Origin of the sequence: Paenarthrobacter sp. NPDC090522, assembly GCF_044769225.1 — a bacterium.
Taxonomy (GTDB): Bacteria; Actinomycetota; Actinomycetes; order Actinomycetales; family Micrococcaceae; genus Arthrobacter.
The window spans coordinates 1-22,202 of record NZ_JBIVXL010000033.1; the positions used below are offsets into that span (position 1 = coordinate 1).

General features: G+C 64.3%; 19 protein-coding genes. 9 read left to right on the forward strand and 10 right to left on the reverse strand.

All coding sequences use genetic code 11. The annotated features are described in order from the left end of the window. Positions 1-369: 369 nt before the first annotated feature. From ACIQT2_RS23140 to ACIQT2_RS23160, 5 genes are all read right to left on the reverse strand, one after another. Positions 370-1,425 carry a siderophore-interacting protein gene (locus ACIQT2_RS23140; protein WP_402951425.1) on the reverse strand — a complete coding sequence of 352 codons (1,056 nt, stop codon included), beginning with the start codon at positions 1,423-1,425 and terminating at the stop codon, positions 370-372. Beyond that, entirely contained in the window at positions 1,422-2,270 is an 849-nt protein-coding gene (locus tag ACIQT2_RS23145) for an ABC transporter ATP-binding protein (RefSeq protein ID WP_397326685.1), read from the reverse strand. Before ACIQT2_RS23145 ends, ACIQT2_RS23140 begins: the two co-directional genes overlap by 4 nt. Position 2,271: 1 nt before the next feature. Next, the gene (locus tag ACIQT2_RS23150; RefSeq protein WP_402951456.1) at positions 2,272-3,249 is read right to left on the reverse strand and encodes a FecCD family ABC transporter permease; all 978 of its coding nucleotides are present in this window, start codon (positions 3,247-3,249) and stop codon (positions 2,272-2,274) included. 122 nt (positions 3,250-3,371) lie between these two features. After that, entirely contained in the window at positions 3,372-4,487 is a 1,116-nt protein-coding gene (locus tag ACIQT2_RS23155) for a FecCD family ABC transporter permease (protein WP_397326686.1), read from the reverse strand. A gap of 4 nt (positions 4,488-4,491) precedes the next feature. Further along, a complete protein-coding gene (locus ACIQT2_RS23160; protein WP_400333688.1) occupies positions 4,492-5,565 on the reverse strand; it encodes an iron-siderophore ABC transporter substrate-binding protein in 1,074 nt (357 codons plus the stop codon). Between the two features lie 634 nt (positions 5,566-6,199). Between ACIQT2_RS23160 and ACIQT2_RS23165 the strand changes: the two genes are divergently transcribed. Then, positions 6,200-6,703 carry an FBP domain-containing protein gene (locus tag ACIQT2_RS23165; RefSeq protein WP_402951429.1) on the forward strand — a complete coding sequence of 168 codons (504 nt, stop codon included), beginning with the start codon at positions 6,200-6,202 and terminating at the stop codon, positions 6,701-6,703. A gap of 49 nt (positions 6,704-6,752) precedes the next feature. Here the strand turns inward: ACIQT2_RS23165 and ACIQT2_RS23170 are convergent, their stop codons facing one another. Genes ACIQT2_RS23170 through ACIQT2_RS23180 form a run of 3 tightly spaced genes read right to left on the reverse strand, consistent with a single transcriptional unit; the run spans position 6,753 to position 12,503 of the window. Beyond that, positions 6,753-10,208: an ATP-binding protein gene (locus tag ACIQT2_RS23170; protein WP_402951431.1), complete on the reverse strand. Its 3,456-nt coding sequence runs from the start codon at positions 10,206-10,208 to the stop codon at positions 6,753-6,755. After that, positions 10,205-11,053, reverse strand: coding sequence for a DUF4194 domain-containing protein (locus ACIQT2_RS23175; protein ID WP_402951434.1), 849 nt, complete (start codon positions 11,051-11,053; stop codon positions 10,205-10,207). The genes ACIQT2_RS23170 and ACIQT2_RS23175 overlap by 4 nt, the downstream gene beginning before the upstream one ends. After that, a complete protein-coding gene (locus ACIQT2_RS23180) occupies positions 11,046-12,503 on the reverse strand; it encodes a DUF3375 family protein (protein WP_402951438.1) in 1,458 nt (485 codons plus the stop codon). Before ACIQT2_RS23180 ends, ACIQT2_RS23175 begins: the two co-directional genes overlap by 8 nt. Positions 12,504-12,829: 326 nt before the next feature. Here ACIQT2_RS23180 and ACIQT2_RS23185 point away from each other — a divergent pair, with 326 nt between their 5' ends. Together ACIQT2_RS23185 and ACIQT2_RS23190 are read left to right on the forward strand one after the other, a co-directional pair. Beyond that, a complete protein-coding gene (locus ACIQT2_RS23185) occupies positions 12,830-13,132 on the forward strand; it encodes a hypothetical protein (protein ID WP_400333674.1) in 303 nt (100 codons plus the stop codon). Between the two features lie 62 nt (positions 13,133-13,194). Further along, positions 13,195-15,159: an acyl-CoA dehydrogenase family protein gene (locus tag ACIQT2_RS23190; protein ID WP_402951441.1), complete on the forward strand. Its 1,965-nt coding sequence runs from the start codon at positions 13,195-13,197 to the stop codon at positions 15,157-15,159. 12 nt (positions 15,160-15,171) lie between these two features. On the opposite strand, the gene ACIQT2_RS23195 is transcribed toward ACIQT2_RS23190, so the two are convergent. Next, a complete protein-coding gene (locus ACIQT2_RS23195; protein WP_402951444.1) occupies positions 15,172-15,576 on the reverse strand; it encodes a YchJ family protein in 405 nt (134 codons plus the stop codon). Positions 15,577-15,763: 187 nt separating this feature from the next. Here ACIQT2_RS23195 and ACIQT2_RS23200 point away from each other — a divergent pair, with 187 nt between their 5' ends. After that, entirely contained in the window at positions 15,764-16,729 is a 966-nt protein-coding gene (locus ACIQT2_RS23200; protein ID WP_402951447.1) for a hypothetical protein, read from the forward strand. Positions 16,730-16,732: 3 nt separating this feature from the next. Here the strand turns inward: ACIQT2_RS23200 and ACIQT2_RS23205 are convergent, their stop codons facing one another. Continuing rightward, positions 16,733-17,224, reverse strand: coding sequence for a flavin reductase family protein (locus ACIQT2_RS23205; RefSeq protein ID WP_402951450.1), 492 nt, complete (start codon positions 17,222-17,224; stop codon positions 16,733-16,735). Between the two features lie 243 nt (positions 17,225-17,467). On the opposite strand from ACIQT2_RS23205, the gene ACIQT2_RS23210 reads away from it, so the two are divergent. The 5 genes from ACIQT2_RS23210 to ACIQT2_RS23230 all read left to right on the forward strand — a co-directional run bounded on the left by ACIQT2_RS23210 (position 17,468) and on the right by ACIQT2_RS23230 (position 22,061). Beyond that, positions 17,468-18,502 (forward strand): aldo/keto reductase, encoded by a 1,035-nt coding sequence (locus tag ACIQT2_RS23210; protein WP_400333663.1) that lies wholly within the window; start codon positions 17,468-17,470, stop codon positions 18,500-18,502. Positions 18,503-18,679: 177 nt separating this feature from the next. Beyond that, positions 18,680-19,777 (forward strand): sulfite oxidase, encoded by a 1,098-nt coding sequence (locus tag ACIQT2_RS23215; protein WP_402951453.1) that lies wholly within the window; start codon positions 18,680-18,682, stop codon positions 19,775-19,777. Between the two features lie 189 nt (positions 19,778-19,966). Further along, positions 19,967-20,344 (forward strand): RNA-binding S4 domain-containing protein, encoded by a 378-nt coding sequence (locus ACIQT2_RS23220; RefSeq protein ID WP_400270185.1) that lies wholly within the window; start codon positions 19,967-19,969, stop codon positions 20,342-20,344. 352 nt (positions 20,345-20,696) lie between these two features. Then, entirely contained in the window at positions 20,697-20,969 is a 273-nt protein-coding gene (locus tag ACIQT2_RS23225) for a DUF6318 family protein (RefSeq protein WP_402951458.1), read from the forward strand. Positions 20,970-21,158: 189 nt separating this feature from the next. Further along, entirely contained in the window at positions 21,159-22,061 is a 903-nt protein-coding gene (locus ACIQT2_RS23230) for a hypothetical protein (protein ID WP_402951461.1), read from the forward strand. Positions 22,062-22,202: the final 141 nt, after the last annotated feature.

Below are 22,202 nucleotides of genomic sequence, written 5' to 3' on the forward strand. Positions count from 1 at the left end.
CGATCATCATCCCTGCCATCCCAGTCGTGGATTCAGACACGGCCGTCTCCTTCAGATCAGGCCAGACCCCACACACCGTTATTCAGACAGTCCCCCAACGCTCTCTCACCGACCGAGAGAGCGTTGAGCAAAAAGGGCTATATGCTGAGAGAGCGTTGAGCAAAAATGGCTATATGGTGAGAGAGCGTTGAGCAAAAAGGGCCATTTGGTGAGAGAGCGTTGGAAGGGGACGGACGCACGAGACCGCGCGGAGGGCGTCCGGCAGCGTGCGTCAAAGCGACGAAGGAGCAGCACGCCGAGGACGGCCGCCGCGCGGGCGGACCCAGCCAACCGGCCACCCGCCGCGGCGGCGGACTCGACGGAGAACGCTTAGCCCTCCGCTTTGCCTTGGCGCCAGTAACCCATGAAGGCAACCTGCTTCCGGTCGATGCCGACGTCCCGCACCAGGTAGCGGCGCATTTCCTTGATCACGAAGGCTTCACCGGCGATCCAAGCATAGAACGGCAGGGCACCGGCGGGGAGGGTGGGGTTCTTGGTGGCTTCGATGGCTGCGGCGTCCATACGCTGTGGGGTTTCCCACAGGATGTCCTGGTCCACGTTGACGTCCTCCGGCTCAGGACCGGCCGCTGCGTCGGCACCCTTCAGGCCTACCCAACCCGGAACGGGGACGGCCTTTGCCACGGCTTCCTTGAGGAGTTCACCGTGCGGGCGGTAGCGTCCAATCGCGGCGCCACGGGCAAGCCACGTAATTTCGATATCGGCCGCCGTGCTGATGTCCTGGAAATCGGCCGCCGAGGGGACTTCAAGGAAAGCGTGGCCCGTCATGTCAGCAGGAAGGCTTTCGAGGATGGCGCTGATGGCCGGCACGGCAGTCTCGTCACCCGCGAGGAGCACACGCTGGGCCAGGCCTGGACGCCATTCGATGCCGCCGTAGGCACCGGCGGTAGTGCACTGTGCTGCGCGGTTGTTGGGCCCGATGATGGTCAGCGCATCGCCCGGCTTGGCTGCCACTGCCCAGTTGGCGGCGGGTCCACCGTGTCCGGAATCGTCAAAGTGCATGACGAAGTCGATGTCGATTTCCGGGTACACGGCGTCGAGGCGCTCGGACCGGACGGTGTAGGTACGCATGGAGCCCCGGACGGCGGGGTCCATGGCGAGCCACTCCTGGTACCAGCCGGCCTCGTCCATCTTGAATTCCGGAAGCGGGATGATGCGGCCGTCGTCGTCCAGGGACGGAATCATGAGCTTCACGCGCAGGTCCAGGGTGTCCCCTGCCACGCCGAAATCGCGAAGGGAGTAGCCTCCGAAGGTGATGCGGCGGAAGTTGGGGCTCAGTTCCTGGACCGCCGTGACGGTGACGTCGAAGGCCAGGGTCATCGGTTCCACGGCGGCGCTCGCTTTGGCCCGGGTGGGTTGTGCACTCATGAGGCGATCTCCAGTTCGTTGGCGTGACGGGCGTGATGTTCGGTACGTGTCGGAGCTTGGGCGTGGTGGCGGCCAATGGGAACGATCAGCGGCGTGCCGGAGATCGGATCCGGAACCACACGGGATTCCAGGCCAAAAACGGTGTGGACCAGTTCCTCGGTGACCACTACCGGGGCCGGACCTTCGGCGACGATGCAGCCGCCCTTCATGGCAATCACGTGGTCCGCGTAGCGCGCCGCGAGGTTGAGGTCGTGGAGCACGATCGCCACCGTGGTGCCGCGGCTGCGGTTCAGGTCCGTGACCAGGTCCAGGACCTCTACCTGGTGCGCGAGGTCCAAGTACGTGGTGGGCTCATCGAGCAGCAGGACCTCGGTCTCCTGTGCCAGGGCCATTGCGATCCACACGCGCTGGCGCTGTCCACCGGACAGTTCGTCGACGCTCCGCTCAGCGAGTTCCAGCGTTGCGGTGGCTTCAAGCGCGCGCTGCACAGCGGCGTCGTCCGTGGCACTCCAGCTGCGGAAGAAGCCTTGGTGCGGGTACCGCCCGCGGCCCACCAGGTCCCGCACGGTGATGCCGTCCGGCGCGGTGGGGTGCTGCGGGAGCAGGCCGAGGGTCCGCGCGAGTTCGCGGGCCGGGCGCGAATGGATGTCCTTGCCGTCCAATGTCACGGCACCGCCGGCAGGCTTCAGCAGCCGGGACAAGCCGCGGAGCAGGGTGGACTTTCCGCAGGCGTTGGCGCCCACGATCATGGTCACCTTTCCCTCCGGAATCTCCGTGGTGAGGCCTTCCACCACCTTCCGCTGCTCGTATTGGAGCGTCAGGTCTTTGGCATTAAGGATCGCCATGTCAGGCTTCCTTTCGGTTCGACGTGAGCAGGAGCCACAGAAGGAAGGGGGCGCCGAGGGCACCCGTAACGACGCCAACCGGCAGGACGGTCCCGTCGAGGATCACCGGCGCGATGTTGGAGGCAAAGAAGTCGGCGGCCAGCACAATCAGCGCACCGGTGAGGGCCGACGCCGGAAGGCTGGGTTTGCGGACGATGCGGCGGGCAATAGGCCCGGCAAGGAAGGCGACGAAGGCCACGGGACCCGCCGCGGCAGTTGCGACGGCGGCAAGCCCGACGGCGGTCAGCACGAGTCCCAGCCGCGCGGCGTTGACCTTGATCCCCAATCCAGCGGCAGCATCGTCACCGAGTTCGAGCATGCGCAGCGGTCCCGCGAGGGCGATGACGGCCGGAACGAGGATCAAGAGCGCAAGGGCCAGGACGCCCGTTCGTTCCCAGTTGGCAGAGTTCAGCGAGCCGTTGAGCCATACCAGGGCATCCGCGGCCGTGCGGATGTCCGCCCTGGTCATGAGGAAGTTCACGACTGCATGGAGCGCTGCGGCGATGCCCACGCCGGCAAGGATGAGACGGTTTCCGGCAGCATTGCCGCGGCTGCCGGACCCGGAGCCGGTCTTGCGGGAAATGGCATAGATGATGGCAGCGACGCCCAGTGCGCCACCCAGGGCAGCACCGGAAATTACAGCGCCGGAAGCACCGAACACCACGATCGCGGTGACGGCTGCAGCACTCGCTCCGTAGCTGATGCCGATGATGTCCGGGCTGGCCAGCGGGTTGCGAAGCATGGTCTGGAAGAGGGCACCGGCAAGGCCGAAGGCAACGCCGATCAGCGTCCCCACCATGGCACGGGGAAGCTTGTGTTCCATGACGATGAAGGTGGCGCCCGGGATCTTCTCGCCCCCGGTCAGGTGGTTGATGACGATCTTGAAGAAGTCGGGGATGGTCACGGTGTAGCTGCCCAGCAGGACGTACACCGCGAACATCACCACGAGGGCCAGCACCAGGAAGATCGTGGGGCTGAACGCGCGGCGGGATGGCGATTGATGCGGATGCTCGCCGGAGCCATTGCCATTAGTTGCCGGCTCGGCGGTGGATTTGAGGGTGGTCACAGTCCGGCCCCCTTTCCGCGGCGGATGAGCCAAACGAACACGGGAGCGCCAACCAACGCGGTCATGATGCCCGCGGGAACTTCGCCCGGGAGGAGTATGACGCGGCCGATCACGTCCGCCACGATCAGCAGGATGGGCGCCGAAACCATGGAGAACGGCAGGATCCAGCGGTAGTCCGGTCCGGTCAGCAGGCGGACGGCATGCGGAATGACCAGGCCGAGGAAGCCGATGGGACCGGCCAGCGCGGTAGCTGAGCCACACAGGAGCACGATGCCCAGGCCGATGATGCCGCGGGACAACGCAACATTCTGGCCGAGGCCCCGGGCAATGTCGTCGCCGAGGGCAAGGCTGTTGAGTACGCGGCCACCGCCCACCACAATCAGGGCGCCAATCACCAGGAACGGCAAGGCGGGCAGGAGGACGGACCAGTCACGTCCGCCGATGCTTCCCACCTGCCAGAAACGGAAGCGGTCCAGGGTGTCCTGGCTGGAAACGAGGATGACGTTCATCAGCGAGAACAATCCAGCGCTCAGCGCCGCGCCTGCCAAAGCGAGCTTGACCGGCGTCGCACCGTCACGTCCGCGGGACGCAATGGCGTAAACGACGACGGCGGCCGCTGCGGCGCCGATGAAGGCGAACCAGATGTAGCCGGTCAGGGAGCCGATGCCGAAGACATAGATGCCCACCACCACGGCCAAGGCAGCACCGGCGTTGAGGCCGAGGATGCCGGGATCGGCCAGCGGGTTGCGGGCCACGCCCTGCATCGCAGCGCCGGCCAAGCCAAGGGCCGCTCCGGCAAGAAGACCCAGCACGGTGCGCGGAATGCGGGCGATAACCACCGCGTGGTCGCCGTCGGCCGGGTTGAAGTGCGTGATGGCTTCCCAGATGGTGGAAAGGGGAAGCCCGCGCGCGCCGATCGCCAACGATGCGGCGCACGCAGCTGCGAGTACGACGACGGCGACCAACAGCCAAGCGGTCCGCTTGCCTGCGCTCCGCGGCCGGGTTCCCCTTCCGGCCGTGTCGCTGCCTGGGGCGATGCCTCGCTGGTTACCCGGCACCGAAGTGCCACCAACCCGCCCCGCGGTAGCCGCCGTCGTCGTACTCAGTTTCATTGCTTTACTTGGCCGCGACCTTGTCGGCGGCGGCACCCAGCTGAGGCAGGAACGTGTCCAAAGCCCACGGGAGGCTCAGCGGCGACGACGCGGAGATGGACAGCGTCAGGGTCTGGTTTGCGTCGGCAACCAGCGCGCCGGACTTGATGGCCGGGATCTGGCTCAGGAGCGGGTCGGCCTTGATGGCATCTGCGGTAGCAGCCTCGGGAACCCAGGTGACGAAGACGTCGGAGGTCAGTTCGTTGGCCTTCTCAGCAGACCACGGGATGAAGAAGTCCTTGTTGGTCTTGGTGTTCTCGGTAACCACCGGAGCCAGCTTCATGCCGATCTCGGAGAGGAACCGCGGACGGTTGTCGATGGCGGTGTAGACGTTGACGCCGTCACCCTTGGCGGGCTCGAGGTTGCCGTAGATGAAGGTCTTGTCCTTGATCTGCGGGTACTTGGAGACCTTGTCCTTGATGGTGGACTCGGTGTCCTCGATCAGCTTCTTGGCTTCGGCTTCCTTGCCCAGGGCCTTGCCGATCAGGGTGGTGCTTTCCTGCCAGGGAGTGCCGTAAGCGAGCTCCGGCTGTGCCACGACGGGGGCGATTTCGCTGAGCTTCTTGTAGTCAGCCTCTTCCAGGCCCGAGTATGCAGCAAGGATGACATCCGGGCTGAGCTTGGCGATCTCGGTGAAGTTGATGCCGTCAGCTTCGGAGAACTGGACCGGCGCCTTGTCGGTGCCGAAGCCGGCGCCGAGCTTCTCGAGGGCTGCGTCCTTCCACGGCGTGGAGCCCTTGTCGTTGTTGCCCCACTCGTTCTTCGGAACACCAACCGGGACAACGCCCAAGGCGATCGCGATGTCGTCATTGACCCACGAAACGGTAACTACGCGCTTGGGCTGTTCCTTGATGGTGGTCTCACCGAAGACGTTCTTGATGGTCACGGGGAAGGCAGTGGACTCGGCCTGCTGGGAGGCCGGAGTGGAAGTGGCGGGTCCAGTGGAGCAGCCAGTGAGGGTGAGGGCGACGGCGGCAATTGCGACCGTCGCAGAACCTGCGGTCTTCAGCAGGGCGCGGCGTGGGAGAAGGGAAGCCACGGTACTCCTTAAGTAAGTGATGCGAACCTAAGTAAGGCTAGCCTAGCCTCTCGATAATTACGAAACGTTTGCGTCGCCTAATCCCCTCATGACGCCAAAATACCGTTCAGCGTGCCCCAATTCACACCCTCTCTCACCGAACCGCCCCTTCCCACCGACCCTCTCTCACCGAACCGTCCCTTCCGGCGAACCCTCTCTCACCGAACCGCCCCTTCCCACCGACCCTCTCTCACCGAACCGCCCCTTCCCACCGCCCCTCTCTCACCGAACCGCCCCTTCCCACCGCCCCTCTCTCACCGAACCGCCTCTTCCGGCGAACCCTCTCGCAGTGGACATCACCGGTGAAGGTTTGGGAGGATAGCGGCAGCGGACTACCGCTTCCAAGGAAATGACGAGGGGATGAGCGTGCGCACTGTTCCAGTTGCTGCAGCCATGGGTGGCGAGGTGGCCGTATCGGCCTGCTTGGCACACCCCCACGCGTCGGCACCAACCAAGTAACACCCGGACAGCAAACTCCAGCCATCCCTGGCCACTTCAGCCTGCCCGAATCCTTTCAGGTGATCGACGCCTCTCGTGCCATGACGCAGCGCAAGGCGCGCTGCCGACGTCGTCAATTTCCGAAAGAAGCTTCGCCATGCAGAAAATCACTGCGCAACAAATCCGTTCGTCGTTCATCAATGCCAGCCGCTCAGAAGCCGCCAAGCTCAACCTCCCCCGCGACTTCGACGCGATCGAGTGGGAGTCCTTGGAGTTCCTGGGCTGGCGGGACGAGAAAATGCCCCAACGCGGGTACCTGGTCCTGCCGTCCAACGGCAAGCTGACAGGCATCATGCTCCGCGCCCCCGAGGGTGGCTCCGGCAAGAAGCGGGCTGTGCTCTGCGAACTGTGCCGGGACGTATTCTCCAAGGCCGATGTCTACCTGTGGGTCGCCAGGAAAGCCGGGCAATCCGGCAAGGACGGCAACACCGTGGGGACGTTGATCTGCGCCGAGTTTGGTTGCAGCGCCAACGTGCGCAAGGAACCACCGGTTAACGAGATCAACCCGGATCCTGCCCCCGTCGTCCTCAAACAAATCGCCGGGCTGGAGTTCCGCACTGCCCAGTTTCTGGACAGGGTCCGGAGCGGGTCCAAACGCTAACCCGGGCAGCCCAGCGGGCGCGGGAAGCGGGAGGTGGGCGGCGGAGGCCCTAGCGGAGCACGATGTCCACGGGATTGGCTTCCGAACGCCAGGCGCCGGGCTCGCCTGTGCCCGAAATGACCGGAGCGGTGAGGACACCGGACCGGTTGGTGCGCTTGTCGCGAAGGATTTCCGTGACGGAACCCAGGTGGCGCGAAAGATCGATCACGTTCTCGGGCGCCGCCAGCAGCAACTGGAAGCCGAACTCGTGGAGCGCCTTGATGCCTGCGCCAGCAAACTCCTCGGAGGCAAGCACGAAGGCCTCATCCATCATCACCGTGCCGTAAGTGGTGAACCCCTGCTCGGCGATGCCCAGCTGGTAGCTCAACGCCGCGGCCATAATGAAGGCCGTAAAACGCTGGCGTTCGCCGCCGGACATGGACCCGGTGTCGGCGTGCATGAAAACCTCGGTCTTCGGCTTGCCCGATTTGCCGGTCTTGCCCGGCACTTCGCGGTGTTCCTTGCATTGGATGAACAGGTGCCCGCGGACGTCCAGCACCTCCGCACGCCAGCGCCGGTCTTCGGGCGTCTGCGAGCCGAGCCGCTTCACGAGGGTTTCGAGCGACTTGTACCGGGCCGTGAGCTCGGCATCCTCGTCGGTTTCCGTTGCGGCCGCAGCATTGCGGGACGGCCGGGTGTGCTTCGCCTTCAAAGCGTTCTGGATAGCATCCTTGAACTGCTTTGCCGTAGCCGGCAGCGTCTGTTTGATGTCCAGCTCCAGGTAGCTGCCCTCGTGGAAATTCACGTCGGACAGGATCCCGTTCAGCGGCAGGATGCGGCTGGTGATGGTGCGGCGTTCCTCATCGAGCAGGTGCAACAGCGTGCTGAAGGACTCGTGCGTCCGCTGGTTGAAGAACAGGCGGAATTCGGCTTCCTGGGCGGGCAGGCCGTCGTTTACGATCGCGTGGTACCGGGACTCGAAGTCACCGGCTGCACCGATCGAGGTGCCGTGGTCGGCGCTGATGGCGCTGCCCCAGTCGCGCACGAACGCTTCGAAGATGCGCGTCAGGCGTTCAGCTGTGGCTTGCCCCCGCGATTCGGCAGCGTGAAGCTCGTCGAGCAGCGTGTTGCGGACGCCGTTGGCCAGATTGTCCAGCTCGTGGAGTTCGGAAACGTCCGCGGCGCCGGCGAAGTACGGCTCAAGTGCCGCAACGGTGGAGCCCGACGGCGGTGCTTGCTCAAGCTTCAACCTCGCCGCGTCCAGCAGGCCGTCAGCCGTGGTCATCTGATGATCGAGCGCTTTGTACTCGCTCTGCAGCACAGCGGCAGAACCTGTGGAGGACTGGTGTTTTTCCCGTACGGCCTCAATGTTGGCGCGCAGGGGCTCAAGGTCGGCCTGGGCAGCGAGTGCATCGGCAAGGCGCTGCTCGATCCGGGCCAGCTCGTCAGCGGCAACAGCCGCGGAAACCTGTTCCCACGGACGTTCGTCCTCGGCCACGCGGCGGAGGGCTTCCAGCTGACGGGCCATTCCCTGGTGCGAATCCTCGCGGCTCTGGGCAAGTTCGGCAGCCTTGGCCAGCTCGTTTTCCAGCTCGCCTACGCGGGCAGCAACGAGTTCCAGCTTGGAGGCATTGTCGAAGCCGAGCACGTAATCCTGCCGGCTGGTGAAGCGGTCGTCCTTCTCCACGGTGTGCCTGTTGCGTTTGACCACGCCGCCCAGGCTCAAGCCCTTGTCGAGGGAGGCCAGCTCATCGGGGTCCTCCACGCATGGGTACGCGAAGTCGATCGCAATCCGCTCACGGATCCACTCCCCTGCGTCCGCATTGGCACCCGAGGTGAGGATGCTCAACTTGGTCAAGAGGTCGCCGTCGGACACGTCCTCCACAGCCAGCGCGCCGCCGGCCAGTGGCTTGGACACATCAACGGCGCGGAGGGCCCCACGCACGGTGTTGTCGTTGAGGTACTGTGTCACCGCCGCAAAGTGCTCTCCCGGAACCAGCAAGGTGGTGGCGAGGTTCCGCAGGGCGCGCTCAGCAGCCGGGCGCCATTGCTCCTGGCCTTCCGCGAGGTCGATCAGTTCGCCGCCGAAGGGCATCCGCTCTTCCGGAACGCCGGTCGCCGCTGCGATCGCCGCGCGGTTCTCAATGCTCGACGGCGGCAGGAGGGACTTGCGCGACCGCAGCGACAAGAGCTCCTGACCGGCCGCTGCCAGTTCGCGCTTTTTGGTGGCGTGCGCATCGAAGGCTTCGAAGCGGAGCTCCTTCAGTGACTCCGAATCATCCTGCAAAGCGGCCGATCGGGCTGCAGCCTGCTCGTGGGCTTGGTCCCAGCCCTCCGCCGACCATTCCAGGTCCAGGCCGGCATCGCTCAACGCCTTCCTGGCGGATTCCTCCACCTGCTGGCGGAGCTTGAGACCCACCCGCGCATTCTCCAGAGACTGCTCAATGGCGGAGATCGCGTTGCCACCGCGGTTATTGTAGTCCGACTCGAGCTCACGCAGTTCCTTGGCCAATGCGTCCCGCACGGTCCGCTCGGCCGCAAGCTCCTGGGCCTTTGACTGGGCCAGCTCCTTGAACCGGGCCAGCGTCTTGGCGTGGACGGTGACAGCGAGCTGCTGCTTGTAAGCGACGAACTCCTCCCCGGCGAGCTCGCGCAACCGGTTCGCGTCCACGAGGGCCTGTGCGTAGTCCTTATTCAGCCCGGGAACCGGCGCCAACTGGTCGCGCTGCTGGCGGACGTCCTCCAGTCGCTGGCGGATGGACATCAGGTTGCTGAACTCTTCCACCACATCGTCGGCGGCGGCCAGCGTGGCCGGGGCATCGAGGACTTGGTCGCGGAAGAACGTGTTCACGCTGCCGCCCAGGCCCTTGCCTGCCTGGATCACGCGAAGCAGCGGGAGCGCCTGGTCCGAGTTGATTCCCAGGAGCCTGCGGAACCTCTCCGCGAAGGCCTTGTGGACGTCGAACACCTGGCCTTCGGGGAAGATCGACTCCAGCGCTCCCTTGGTAAAACGCTTCTGGGCGATGCCCTCAATGGCCTCCAGGTCCAGGGGCTTGCTGTCGATCACATAGAAGCGACCAACGCTGGACTCCGTGCCGTTCTTGGGCAGGTCGAAAAGCGCAGAGACCGTCACTTTAGTGCCGGCAGCGTTATCAAACGTCAGTGCGACGGCGGACCACGTGGCACCAGGGCGCTGGAAAGCACTGGCCGAGCCATCGCCGACAGCCTTGTCACCCACCTTGCCGCGCATATAGGTGAACGTGGTCCTCTTGTCCTGCACAGCACCGCCCGAACGCTGGGCAGCGGCCTCGTTGGAACGGGGACGGGCATCGAAAACGCGCAGCATCGCGTCAAACAACGTCGACTTGCCAACACCGGAGTTACCGGTAAGCAGGGTGCCGTTGCGGTCCACGTGCATGGTGTGGGCGCCATGGAAGGTGCCCCAGTTGACCACCTGGACGAGTGCCAGGCGCATCTGGCCCGGGTTCGTCTGTTCTCCCAACGGGAGCATGGTTGCGATCGTCACTTGGCTGCTCCTTCGCCGTCGGAGGTGGCTGAGTCCGCGGCGGGGGCGGCATCGGCGTCGTCATCCTCGCCAGCATCGGAGATCTCCAGCAGCGGCTCTGTCCCTGATTCGTCGGCTGCTACTGCTACCAAAGACTCGATGTGGGCCGGGATGTCGCCGATGTTGTCGAACGGGAGGGCCAGGGGCAAGGCGTTGCTGATGGTGTAGGTGTCGTCCAAGGGGGTGGGGAGGAGGAGTTGGCGCGCCAGGAGCTTGGTGATGGTGCGCGTGACTACGTCCGAGTCGCGCAACGCGTCCTGCTGGCCGGCGGGTGTGTAGTTCGCCACGAGGTCCGAGATCTCTTCGCGGGTGATGCTTGGGTCTGTCTGGGCTGTCACGTGGCGGTCCAAAAGAAGGCGCAGGCGCAGCAAAACGATTGTTTCCACGCGGCTGAGGGCCCTTTGCTGCCGCAGGATGCTCGAACGCGAGCTGGCTCCAATGATCTCGGGATCAACGGGGCGCAGGACTGCGATCTTGCGGTCATGGTCAAGCTGAAGGGTGAGGAACAGCTCCGAGAGGCGGCTGCGGAGGATCATCTGGTTGTCCAGGAGGGTGGTCCACAGTTTCTCGTCCCGGCCGCCGTCGATGTACGGACCTTTGAGCAGCTTGACCAAGGCGTGGCGTACCTTCATCGGCAGGACGCCGGTGTCTCCGGGGAACAGCGCGGCACCGTCCACGAACGTGTCGCGCGGGGTGATCCGGAACGGGTCCGCGGCGTGTTCAACGGGAACCGAACCAGCGGAGGCAGCCTCGTCGGTGACGTCCTCCTCCAAGGTGGCGTCCGTCGTCGTGATTTCCTCAGTCATCAGAATCCTCATTCAGCGAGACGACCGGCAGGTACGCCGTGCGGATGCTGCCGTCGATTTGTTCGAAGTCGATGTGTTCCCACGTGGCCCGGTCAAAGGCCGCACCTGACTGCAGCGCCATGGACAGGAGGGAACGGACAGTGTTGATGTGCCGTTCTTCGCGTGGCAGGTTCTCCCACGCCTCGCCGATGGTGGCCGAACCGGCCATGGCGGCACGCACGACGGCGGGCCTCGCCTTTCCGGTGCGGGCGGACTTCACGCGGTCCGAGTCGCTGAAGGCGATGGGGTCGGCCAGGCGCGGCGGAGTGGCGAACTCGTCGGGGTCGAAGAGTTTGACCATTGCGAGGGACTCAAAGCCCGCGTTGTACAGGACGGGGCCGGGAACCAATCCGGGCCGGTCGCGTTCGTAGGGCAGCGACCTGATGGCATGCTCGGCCTCGGCGAGGACCTTCCGCAGGCTCACGGATTGACGGACATCGTCACTCTGGATGTACGTGTTGAGGCTCTCCGAGAGCTTGCCGTAAATCCGCTGGATCTGGCTGTGCTGGGTGCGGAGTTCGGCGACGAGGTTCTTCAGCGTTTCGCGGTCCTCGTGCGAGAGGTCATCCGCGAACTGGCGGCTCAGCACCTCACCGATGGCTGAGCGGAAGCGCAACTGCTGCTGAGGGTCTTCCAGGAACGCCGTGAAGGAACGGAACGTACGGCCTTCCGGGCTTTGCCGGAGCCGCTTGTCCGCTTCCAGCACCTGGGCCATGGTGGCGCCTTTGCTGAGCGATTCCTCGATGATCTGGTTGCGCAGCTCGCCCACCAGTTCCTCGATGCGGTCACGCATCTTCTTGTAGTCGGCAGGCAGGCTCGCGGCGAGGTCCAGGATGTTGCCGGCTGCTTCTACGGCTTCGTCATCGTCAAGAAGACCATCGAACTCACCCGAGCTGATGTCCTCCACAAGCTGCTGCCGCTCCTGGATCTCTTCCTCGAGGGCCTCCAGGCGTGCGCTTTGGTCCGGGTTGGTCTCGTTGGCGAGCTTTTCGACGTCCCCGAGCAAGGTGCCCAGCCGGGAACCGTTAAGGGTGGAGCGTTCGCTGGAGAGGCTGTCCAGGAACGCGAGCACGCGGGCCGCGGCTTCAGTGACTTCATAGACGATCTGGCCGGACTGGTTGCGGCGCGTCAGGAACTGCTTCCGCGTCCATTCGTCGCCAAACGCCTTGCCGTTTTGCTGGCCGCCCAACGTTGGGTCCTGGCGGCGGAGCTGCTCAAGGAAAGCGTCGACGTCGGCATGGAACTCTTCGAGCGGAAGCTGCGGCCGGGTGCGGGTGAAGGAGGCCTGGAGAACGGCGATCACCCAGGGCGCCGAGCGGGTCAGCGCCCAGGCAGGTCCCTTGGTCAGCTGTTCGAGGTCGCGGAGCCGGGCACTGATGGCGTCGGCGGAGGACATGGCTGAACGGGACAACTACTCTCCTTCAGCTGCTGCGAAACCTGACCGGCAGCGAAAACTGCCCCGTACAAGGTTAACGCAGAGTGTCATCGCCCAAGTAAGTCGCAGTTGTGCGCGTTTTGAACCGTCAAAACGCGCACTGCTGCGACCCAGTTGGGCGGGGCCGCGCGCCCGAGTGCGTGCCGCCGTCGTGCCCTTTCCGTGACCTACCGTGCGGTATGGTTTCGATCCCGTATCAACAGCGTTTCCCTGCTGGCCGCGAAGGGCCGCCAGCCCTAAGGTCAGATCATCGACGCCGGCAACGCCGCGTCTACCCACGCACTGTCGCATAGGGGGGCACTATGAACTTCGACTTTACTGCGCTTGAAACCGGAACATACGTCTTTATCGGAACGCTTGGCTTCGCTGCACTTCTGGTCGCGTTCATCGCGGCGGCAGCCGTGGCCGCAATAGTTTTCATCGGCATCTTGAGCTTCGTTTGGTACGTGGTCAAGAGCGTGCTCGGAGGCCTGGTCCACGGCATCAACTTCGCCTGGGACAGCCTGGTCCACCACGCCGGACAGGTGGAAATTCCGGTGGAGTTCCAGCCCCAGGTTTCCACTGGTACGGGAAGCTACCCGCGGGTAGCATTGAGGGACAGCTGAAGGGTTCCCACCCGAGGCGGACCCTGGCTCCATCCGGCACAACCGGCTAGAGGAGTTATTCCATGACGTCCGCCACTGACAACAGTCTCTCCGCAGCAAGCGTCAACGCCACCGCCGAGGAAGCCCGCGCCGTCGCCGAAGCCGCTCGCGAAACCGAATGGAACCGCCCCAGCTTCGCCAAGGGACTCTATTTGGGCAGCTTCGACCTGGACCTGATCCACCCCTGGCCACAAGCCAAAGCGGAGGATGTTGAGCGCGGCGAAGAGTTCATGGCCAAGCTTGAGGCGTTCTGCAGGACCATGTCCGGCCGGGTGATCGAACGTGAGGCCAAGGTGCCCGATGACTACCTGGCCGGGCTCGCCGACCTCGGCGTCTTCGGCATGAAGATCCCCCGCGAATACGGCGGCCTCGGCTTATCACTGGTGTACTACGGCCGTGCCCTGGCGCTGATCGGTTCCGTGCATCCAAGCCTCGGAGCGCTGATCTCGGCCCATCAATCCATCGGCGTACCGGAGCCAGTCAAGGTTTTCGGAACCCCGGAACAAAAACAGGAGTACTTGCCGCGCTGCGCCGCGGGAGCCGTCACTGCCTTCCTGCTCACCGAGCCCGACGTCGGCAGTGACCCCGCCCGGATGGGCGCCACTGCCGTATTGTCCGACGACGGCGGTTCTTACGTTGTGGACGGCGTGAAACTATGGACCACCAACGGCGTGATCGCTGAACTCGTTGTGGTCATGGCCCGTGTCCCCGCCCACACCGATGCGAACGGCACCACCCACAAGGGCGGCATCTCCGCTTTCGTCGTGGAGATGGACTCCCCCGGGATCACCGTGGAGAACCGGAACACGTTCATGGGCCTGCGCGGCATCGAGAACGGTGTGACCCGGTTCCACCAGGTTCGTGTTCCCGTCGCCAACCGCCTGGGCCGCGAAGGCCAAGGCCTGAAGATTGCCCTCACCACGCTGAATACGGGACGCCTTTCCATTCCGGGGTTGTGCGTTGCCGCCGGCAAATGGAGCCTCAAGATCGCCCGCGAATGGTCCAACGCACGCACCCAGTGGGGTCGGCCGGTTGGCCAGCACGAAGCCGTAGGCAAGAAGATCGCGTTCATCGCTGCCACCACGTTTGCGTTGGAGGCCGTCTTCGAGTTGTCCGCGGAGATGGCCGACGCAGGTGCCAGGGACATCCGCATCGAGGCAGCCTTGGCCAAGCTCTGGTCCACGGAGTTGAGCTGCAGGATCGCCGACGAATTGGTCCAGATCCGCGGTGGACGGGGCTTCGAAACGGCGGACTCCCTCGAGGCTCGCGGCGAACGGGCCGTAGGTGCCGAACAGCTCCTGCGCGACCTCCGCATCAACCGGATCTTCGAGGGATCCAGCGAGATCATGAAGCTCCTGATCGCCCGGGAAGCCGTTGACGCGCACCTTGCCGCTGCCGGCGACCTCGCCTCAGCGGATGCGAGCCTGCAGGACAAGGCGAGGGCCGCCGTCGGGGCTTCAGGTTTCTACGCACGCTGGCTGCCCAAGCTTGTGACCGGCGCCGGGATGGATCCGCGGTCCTACGGCGAATTCGGCAGGCTCGCCAAGCAGCTCCGGTTCGTGGAGAGGTCTTCGCGGCGGCTGGCGCGGCAGACCTTTTACGGCATGGGACGCTGGCAGGCGAAACTTGAGCACAAGCAAGCGTTCCTTGGCAGGATTGTTGACATCGGGGCCGAACTCTTTGCCATGGCTGCGTGCTGCTCCCGGGCCGAGAACATGCTGCGGACGCACCCGGAACAAGGCGCCGCCGCCTTCGAATTGGCCGAGGCCTATTGTGAGCAAGCCAGGGTGCGGGTGGACGAGTACTTCGACCAACTCTGGCGCAACACGGACGACGCCGATCACGGGCTCTCGCGCAAAGTCCTCGCCGGCGACTACACCTGGCTCGAGGCCGGCGTGCTGGACCAGTCCGAGGGAACAGGGCCGTGGATCGCGGATGCGTCACCGCATGAGTCCGCCAAGGAGAACCTGCACCGGAAGTATCGGTAGCGGGCCGTAAGGCTAAAGCACGTCGCCGTCCACGTAGTACCAACGCTTGTCTTCCCTGACGAAACGGCTGTGCTCGCGCTGGACTCCGCGTTGGCCATCGTGCCTGTAGTGGGCCGCGAACTCTACGGTGCCCTCCGTGTCCAACGGACCTCCGCCAGTGGCGCCCAGGATGTCCAGGCGGCGCCACTGTATGTCCGGATCCAGCTCCATCGATCCCGGGCGGGTGCTGGTGTGCCATGTGCGCAACAGGTACTCCGGATCCAGGACGACGAAAGCTGAATACCGGGAACGCATGAGCTGTTCTGCAGTAGGCGCGTCGGCGTCGCCGCTGTGGAAGCGGCCACAACAAGCGGGGTACTGCTCGCCCGACAGGCAGGGGCAAGCGCCGTTGCGGAGGCGGCTGGTATCAGGCGTCAAAATGCCCCTTTCCGAGTCTGTAAATGAGAGCTGCGCAACATATTTTCCCACGCCGTATAACAGCTTCGAAACAACCGCGCCAGACCCCTGAGCCGCGCGTGATTCCGTCAGTGCTGAACCGTAGGCTGGATGGAGCAAGCTGGGTGGGCACCGCGCGCATCACAAAACGACGGCCAGGGGAGGCTAAGTGGAGGATCCGACAACACTCGCCATCAACCTGACGTATCTGGGTACTTTGGGGATGGCTGTCCTCATGTTCCTGGGACTCGGGTTGGTCATCATCATCACCCTGGTTGTGGCTGGAGTGGGGCGCCTGTTGTCGATTGTCCTGCTTGCCATGGTTGGGATTTTCCCCAAGAAGGACACCACTCCCATCGTCCGCTTGCCCCGTCGTCCGGCGCGTGGACCAGTGGAGGTGAGTCCCGGCGTCGTGATTCCCGCAGAGGTTGCCACAGAGGCGGCCGCATCCCCGCTGGACCAGCTGGGAACAGGCCCCCATCCGGACACCGCCCAGGTTGAGGCCGTCGCGGCTGCGGCCGTGGCGGACCCTTCGACGCCACCGGCACCGGCGCTCGTGGTGGAAACGCCCCCTGCTCCCGCCCCGCCGAAGCGCGACCTCTTGGGAAATGCCCGACGCCGGATCGCAGAGGCGTCCGCGGCCGTCAAGGACGGCGCGTGGAAGTCAGCGATCGATCCCAGAAAGCTGCCGAACCCTGAACAGGTCAAGGATGCGGTGGAAAACCAGACCTCCCACCACCCCTTGCTCATTGCCGCCGCCAAAGAGCCGCCGGTCCTGGCCAAGGACTGGGCAGACGCCGTGGCGGAGGCCGACGAGCGCGCGGCCGCCCGGGCCAAGGCCGATCAGCCGCCGGCCATCAAGGTGACGGTCCGGGACATCGATGAGAACGACTCGCCCGCCAACCCCTCCACGGGGAACGGTTCCGCCCCCGACTCCAGCGCGGCGTCGGCAGCCAAGCCCACGAAGGATTCATCCGGGGGCAACGGAGCGAAAAAGCCCGAAGCCGCCAAGACAGCCCAATCTGCCGGAAAGACAAACGGCGCCACTGGATCGGGCCCGAAGACTTCCAAGAACGGAAAGTCTCCGAGCCCCATTCGTAAAGGTTCGTTGAGCGGCGCGAGCCGCAACTCCTGACTGCTAGGCGGCCAGCCTGTTGAAAGCGGCGCCGTGGTAGATCAGCGGCTTCGATTCGTGGTTGACCGTGGTCGATTTGACCTCAAGCACCACAATCGCGTGATCCCCTGCCGGCGTCTCCGAAACAACTTCGCATTCGAACCCGAGGACAGCGCCGTCGATCAGGACCGCGCCCGAGTCGGCGACGCTGGTGGACAATCCTTCAAAGCGATCACGGGTTTTTGAGGCCAACTGGAGTGCCGCGGTTTCCTGCCCCTCCGCCAGCACGGAGACCCCAAGCCTGCCCGCCTGCCGCAACTTCGGCCAGGTAGTAGAAGAGTTCTGGACGGCGAACATCACCAGCGGCGGCTCCAGGGACACTCCCACAGTGAAGGATGACGCCACCAACGCTTCCGGGGTGAAGTCCACCATCGCACTGAACGCAGCCACGCCGGACGGGAACTGCGCAAAGGCAGCCTTGATGGCGGCGGTTTCTTCCACTGTTGTCTGCGTCATTTTCGCTGTCCCCTTCGTGCGTCGTTTGAACTCATTTCCCATAATTCACGCGATCCACAGAAGCTCCATATTTGTTGATTCCCGCGTCATTTGTATTGCCGAATGTCAAGAAATATCGCGAAGTAAGGCTCGTTCCATTACTCCACGAGACGAAAAACGAAGAAGTTCTACCGCTTGCGTTTCTGCCCACGGCACCGCTGTGTAGCCTCGATGGGACATCCAGACCCACCACAGGAAGCCAACATGAGCCTCAATGAGCTACGGACGCTTGGACGCACTGGCGCCCTGATCAGCCCACTGACCCTGGGCACCCTGAACTTCGGCACGGGAACCGCACCCACCGGCCCCGCGGACAGCATCCGCATTATCAAGGCCGCACTCGATGCGGGCATCACGAGCATCGATACCGCCGACATCTACTCGCAGGGCGAGGCCGAAACCGTGGTGGGACAGGCCATTCACAGCCGGCGGGACGACGTCTTCCTTGCCACCAAGTTCCACGGCCAGATGGGTTCCAACCCGGCCCACGCCGGCAATTCGCGCCGCTGGATTGTCCGGGCCGTCGAGGACAGCCTGCGCCGCTTGAACACGGACCGGATTGATCTCTACCAAGCGCACAGGCCGGACTACAACACGGACCTGTTGGAAACCATCACGACCCTCAACGACCTCATCCGGCAAGGCAAGATTCTCTACTACGGCACGTCCGTGTTCAGCCCCGCCCAGCTGGTGGAGGCGCAGTGGATCGCCAACACCAACCACCTCACCCCGCCCGTGGTGGACCAGGTCCCTTATTCGCTCCTGGTCCGCGCCAATGAACGCGACGTTTTCCCCATCACCCAGCAGTACGGCGTCGGGGTTTTAAGTTACGGACCGCTCGACGGCGGCTGGCTCGCCGGAGGCTACCGGGTGGGCGCCGGCCAGCCGGAGAGTTCGCGTTATTCCGCGCTGCCGGGCCGTTTCGACGTCACCCAGCCCTTCAACCAAGGCAAGCTCCACGCCGCCGATGCCCTGGGCCAACTCGCCGCCCGGCACGGGCTGACGTTGATCCAGCTCGCCGTTGCTTTCGCTTTGAACCACCCCGCGGTGACCAGTGTGATCATTGGGCCGCGCACGGAGGAGCACTTGACGGACTATCTGAAGGCCGCCGACGTGGTGCTGAGTGAGGCCGTCCTGGACGAAATCGACGACATCGTTGCTCCCGCCGTCAACTTCCTGGAGCGCGACGCCGGCACCGTGGCCCCGCACCTGGAGTATCCGGAACTCCGACGCCGGTAGTCTCCTTGCGTTGTGTGGCCCGCCCTGCGTGCTTGCCCGCTTGTTTGAAACGTTCAGCGGGCCTCGCAACGGGCTATTGACGGCATTCGGGTGCGGCGTGATCCTTGACCTAAGTGCTGCTGGTCCCGCCGAGGCGTCACGCCCGCAGCGTCAGGTACCAGTAGAACGCCGCCGCCCATGTCCACACCCCATATTGAACGTGGCGTCGCAGCCACTCCAGGCCAGCCGACGCAAGACGCCTTGACCCACGAAGAACTCCAGCTCGCGGGGCGCAACCACTCCATGCCAATAGAAGCGTTGCAGGAGGACATCACCCCGGCAGGCCTGCACTACCTGCTGGTCCACTTCGACGTGCCGTTCCTTTCCGCGGAATCCTGGCGGTTACGGCTTGGCGGGGCGGTCTCCAACCCCTTAGAACTGAGCCTAGAAGACCTCAAAGCCCGACCTGCCGTGACCATGCCCGTGACGTTGGAGTGCGCAGGAAACGGGCGGGCGCTCCTGCAACCCCGGCCCCTCAGCCAGCCATGGACGCTCGGCGCCGTGGGCACCGCCGAATGGACCGGGACTCCCTTGGCACCCCTGTTGGAGGAGGCGGGGTTGGCGAGTGACGCCGTCGAACTTGTCTTTACCGGCGCGGACCGCGGTATCCAGGGAGGTGCCGAAGAGCAGTACGCCCGCAGCCTGACCGTAGCGGAGGCCAGGCATCCGGAAGTCATGCTGGTCTATGCGATGAACGGGCAGCCCCTGCCGCCGCAACACGGATTCCCTGTGCGGCTGCTGGTGCCGGGTTGGTACGGGATGGCGAGCGTGAAGTGGCTGACGTCGATCGAGGCTGTGACGTCGCGATTCATGGGATACCAGCAAGCGGTCGCCTATCACTATCTGCAGGGCCCTGACGGTCCGGGCCTTCCCGTTTCGCACATCAGGGTTCGGTCGCTGATGGTTCCTCCGGGTATCCCCGATTTCTTCACGCGGCGCCGGGTGGTGGACGCGGGTCCCGTGATGATTCGTGGCAAGGCGTGGTCCGGGCACGGTGAAATTGAACGAGTCGAGGTGGGGATCGACGGAGAGTGGATGCCCGCCCACCTCGATGATCCGCTGGGCGACTTTGCCTGGCGATCCTGGTCCATGGTGTGGGTGGCAAGGCCCGGCGAGCACGTGCTGCGATGCCGGGCGATGGACTCCTCCGGCGCGCTGCAACCCCGTGAGCAGGTGTGGAACTACCAGGGCATGGGGAACAACATGGCGCAGCGGGTTGAGGTGACGGTTCGGTAGTTCTTGGGCTGCCTTGCCGCAGCGTTCGCGGGACCTGGCCGCAGCGTTCGCGGGACCTGGCCGCCGCGTTCGCGGTGCCTGGCCGCAGCGTTCGCGGGAAGCCTGCTTGTTCGCTGGAGCGTTCCGGCGATCTCGAGTGGTTTCCCGCTGTTTCGTGACCTCCCGCCCTTCGCTAGACTCGACTGAATCATGAACAGCCTGCCATCCTCCCCCGCGACCGTCCGGGTCGACGCCTGGCTGTGGGCCATCCGCGCCTACAAGACCCGCTCCGCCGCGACCGCTGCCTGCCGCGCTGGACACGTGCGACTCAATGGCAATCCGGTGAAGGCATCGCAGACCGTGATTGTGGGCGACACCATCCGGGTCCGAGAGTCCGGATGGGAGCGGATCTTTGAGGTACGCCGGCTCATCGCCAAACGCGTTGGCGCCGAGGCTGCATCCCATTGCTTCACCGACCACACGCCTGCGCGGCCGGTTCTTCCCGCGTTGGGCCTCCCCCAGCGCGACCGCGGTGCAGGCCGTCCCACCAAGAAAGACCGCCGCGACATGGAGAAGCTGCGAGGGTAGTTCCTGCCCTGGAGTTATCCACAGGGCCCTCATTGCTGCGTGATTCTTGTGTTCCCTCCTGCCTAGACTGACGGGCACTACGCCAAAACAGTCACTGGGGAGTCTGATGTTCCGCCGTTCATTTGCGCTAATTCCGCATGCCCATTTCCGGTCCGTCGCCGTCGGAGTTGCAACTCTTGTGCTGCTGAGCGGTTGCCAAGGCGGCAGCACACCTCCCGAAACGAGCACGACGACGGCGACACCCGCCTCGAGCGCGTCGGAGGCAGGGACCCGGACACCCCCGCTCACATCTAGCGGCCCATACAAGCCAGCGGATGCAACGGGCAAGGCCCAGAACGTGCCCGTGCCGGTGATGCCTGCTCTGGCGAAGGAGAACACCAAGGAGGGGCTGGAGGCGTTTATCCGGTATTGGTACGCGGTCGGCAATTACGCTAATGAAACAGGCGACATTTCGGAGCTCCGCTCGCTCAGCACACCCGAGTGTCAGCCCTGCGCGTACTTCCAAAGGGCATCATCCGATGGCTACACGAATGGCCGCTGGCTGGTTGGTGGACGCGTTCACCACCAAGTGTCAACGTTATTTGGAATGTCGAAGATGAAGAGCACCAGGCGACCGTGCAAGTAGTTCAGGACGCAGTTTCTTACTACAACGCCGATGGCTCACCCGGTCGACTATCGGACCCGCCCAGCAATGACGCGTTCGTGATTGTTGCGTCCTTCCAGTCGGGATGGAAGGTTGTTGATACAGGTGTCATTCGTTAGAAGGGCACATGGAATCGTTGGCGCCGTGATTTTGTATGGCTTCTTGACCTCGGTGTCAGCGCCGGGCGCGATAGCAGACGGATCGAACGAGTGGGCCACGGCAAATAAAGCGGCCGGAACCCTCGATGTCGGGTCTACCTGGGAGTTCGATCCGTCGACCGGAAAGTCAACTCGCCGAACCGGGTCCACTGACGCCGCCGATGATCCCTATCAATACAAAGCAGACCACCGCTGTCAGCTTGGTGGCCCCGGCGCCAAGGAAATGGGCTGCCTCACGCTCGAATGCCCAGCCATCACGCCCGGCGGCGAAAAGGGTTCGCCGGTCATATGGATGAAAGCACCCAAGGGAATCACCAACCCGACCTACACAGACTGGCAACCTGTTTCCGGGAAACCAACGTGTCTCTACGCAGCAGAACCCCAGAACGTCCTCGCCGATATTGCAGCCCGGATCCTCACCGACTTCCAACAACTCCCCGTCAACCCCGGAACCCTCGAAGCCCAACCCTTCCCCAACACCCTCAAAGGCGGACCCACCAACTTCTACACCACCACCAACGAACAGCAATTCGACACCACCATCCTCGGCCAAGCGGTCCACCTCACTGCAACACCCGCTACCCACACCTACACCTTCGGCGACGGCCAAACCCTCGGACCCACCCCAGCTACCGGCTACCCCATCCCCGCCAACACCTGGCTCACCACAGAAACCCGCACCAGCCACACCTACACAACCACCGGCAACTACCCCACAACCCTCACCACCACCTACACCGGCACCTACTCCGTCAACAACGGCCCACCCCTGCCCATCAACGGAACCCTCACCCTCACCACCACACCCAAAACCATTCACGTATGGAAAACAGAAACAGCCCTCGTCGCCGACACCTGCGAAGAAAACCCCCACTCCTGGGGCTGCCCCGGCACAAACACCCCAACCAAGCACTAACGAAGCCGGCACCACTGGAAACCAACACCACCGAAGAAGCACGCACCGGGTCTGTCCGATATACGGTGTGTGGGTTCCGGCGGTTTTCATTAGTTGGTGGTTCTTTCGAACCGTCCGGCGAACGTGATGGCGAACGCGTTG

What these genes read in the sequence shown, in the direction of transcription:
- ACIQT2_RS23140 (WP_402951425.1), bottom strand. Translation starts at nt 1,425, where the DNA reads ATGAGTGCACAACCCACCCGGGCCAAAGCGAGCGCCGCCGTGGAACCG.
- ACIQT2_RS23145 (WP_397326685.1), bottom strand. Translation starts at nt 2,270, where the DNA reads ATGGCGATCCTTAATGCCAAAGACCTGACGCTCCAATACGAGCAGCGG.
- ACIQT2_RS23150 (WP_402951456.1), bottom strand. Translation starts at nt 3,249, where the DNA reads ATGTTCGCGGTGTACGTCCTGCTGGGCAGCTACACCGTGACCATCCCC.
- ACIQT2_RS23155 (WP_397326686.1), bottom strand. Translation starts at nt 4,487, where the DNA reads ATGAAACTGAGTACGACGACGGCGGCTACCGCGGGGCGGGTTGGTGGC.
- ACIQT2_RS23165 (WP_402951429.1), top strand. Translation starts at nt 6,200, where the DNA reads ATGCAGAAAATCACTGCGCAACAAATCCGTTCGTCGTTCATCAATGCC.
- ACIQT2_RS23175 (WP_402951434.1), bottom strand. Translation starts at nt 11,053, where the DNA reads ATGACTGAGGAAATCACGACGACGGACGCCACCTTGGAGGAGGACGTC.
- ACIQT2_RS23185 (WP_400333674.1), top strand. Translation starts at nt 12,830, where the DNA reads ATGAACTTCGACTTTACTGCGCTTGAAACCGGAACATACGTCTTTATC.
- ACIQT2_RS23190 (WP_402951441.1), top strand. Translation starts at nt 13,195, where the DNA reads ATGACGTCCGCCACTGACAACAGTCTCTCCGCAGCAAGCGTCAACGCC.
- ACIQT2_RS23205 (WP_402951450.1), bottom strand. Translation starts at nt 17,224, where the DNA reads ATGACGCAGACAACAGTGGAAGAAACCGCCGCCATCAAGGCTGCCTTT.
- ACIQT2_RS23210 (WP_400333663.1), top strand. Translation starts at nt 17,468, where the DNA reads ATGAGCCTCAATGAGCTACGGACGCTTGGACGCACTGGCGCCCTGATC.
- ACIQT2_RS23215 (WP_402951453.1), top strand. Translation starts at nt 18,680, where the DNA reads ATGTCCACACCCCATATTGAACGTGGCGTCGCAGCCACTCCAGGCCAG.
- ACIQT2_RS23220 (WP_400270185.1), top strand. Translation starts at nt 19,967, where the DNA reads ATGAACAGCCTGCCATCCTCCCCCGCGACCGTCCGGGTCGACGCCTGG.
- ACIQT2_RS23225 (WP_402951458.1), top strand. Translation starts at nt 20,697, where the DNA reads ATGCCTGCTCTGGCGAAGGAGAACACCAAGGAGGGGCTGGAGGCGTTT.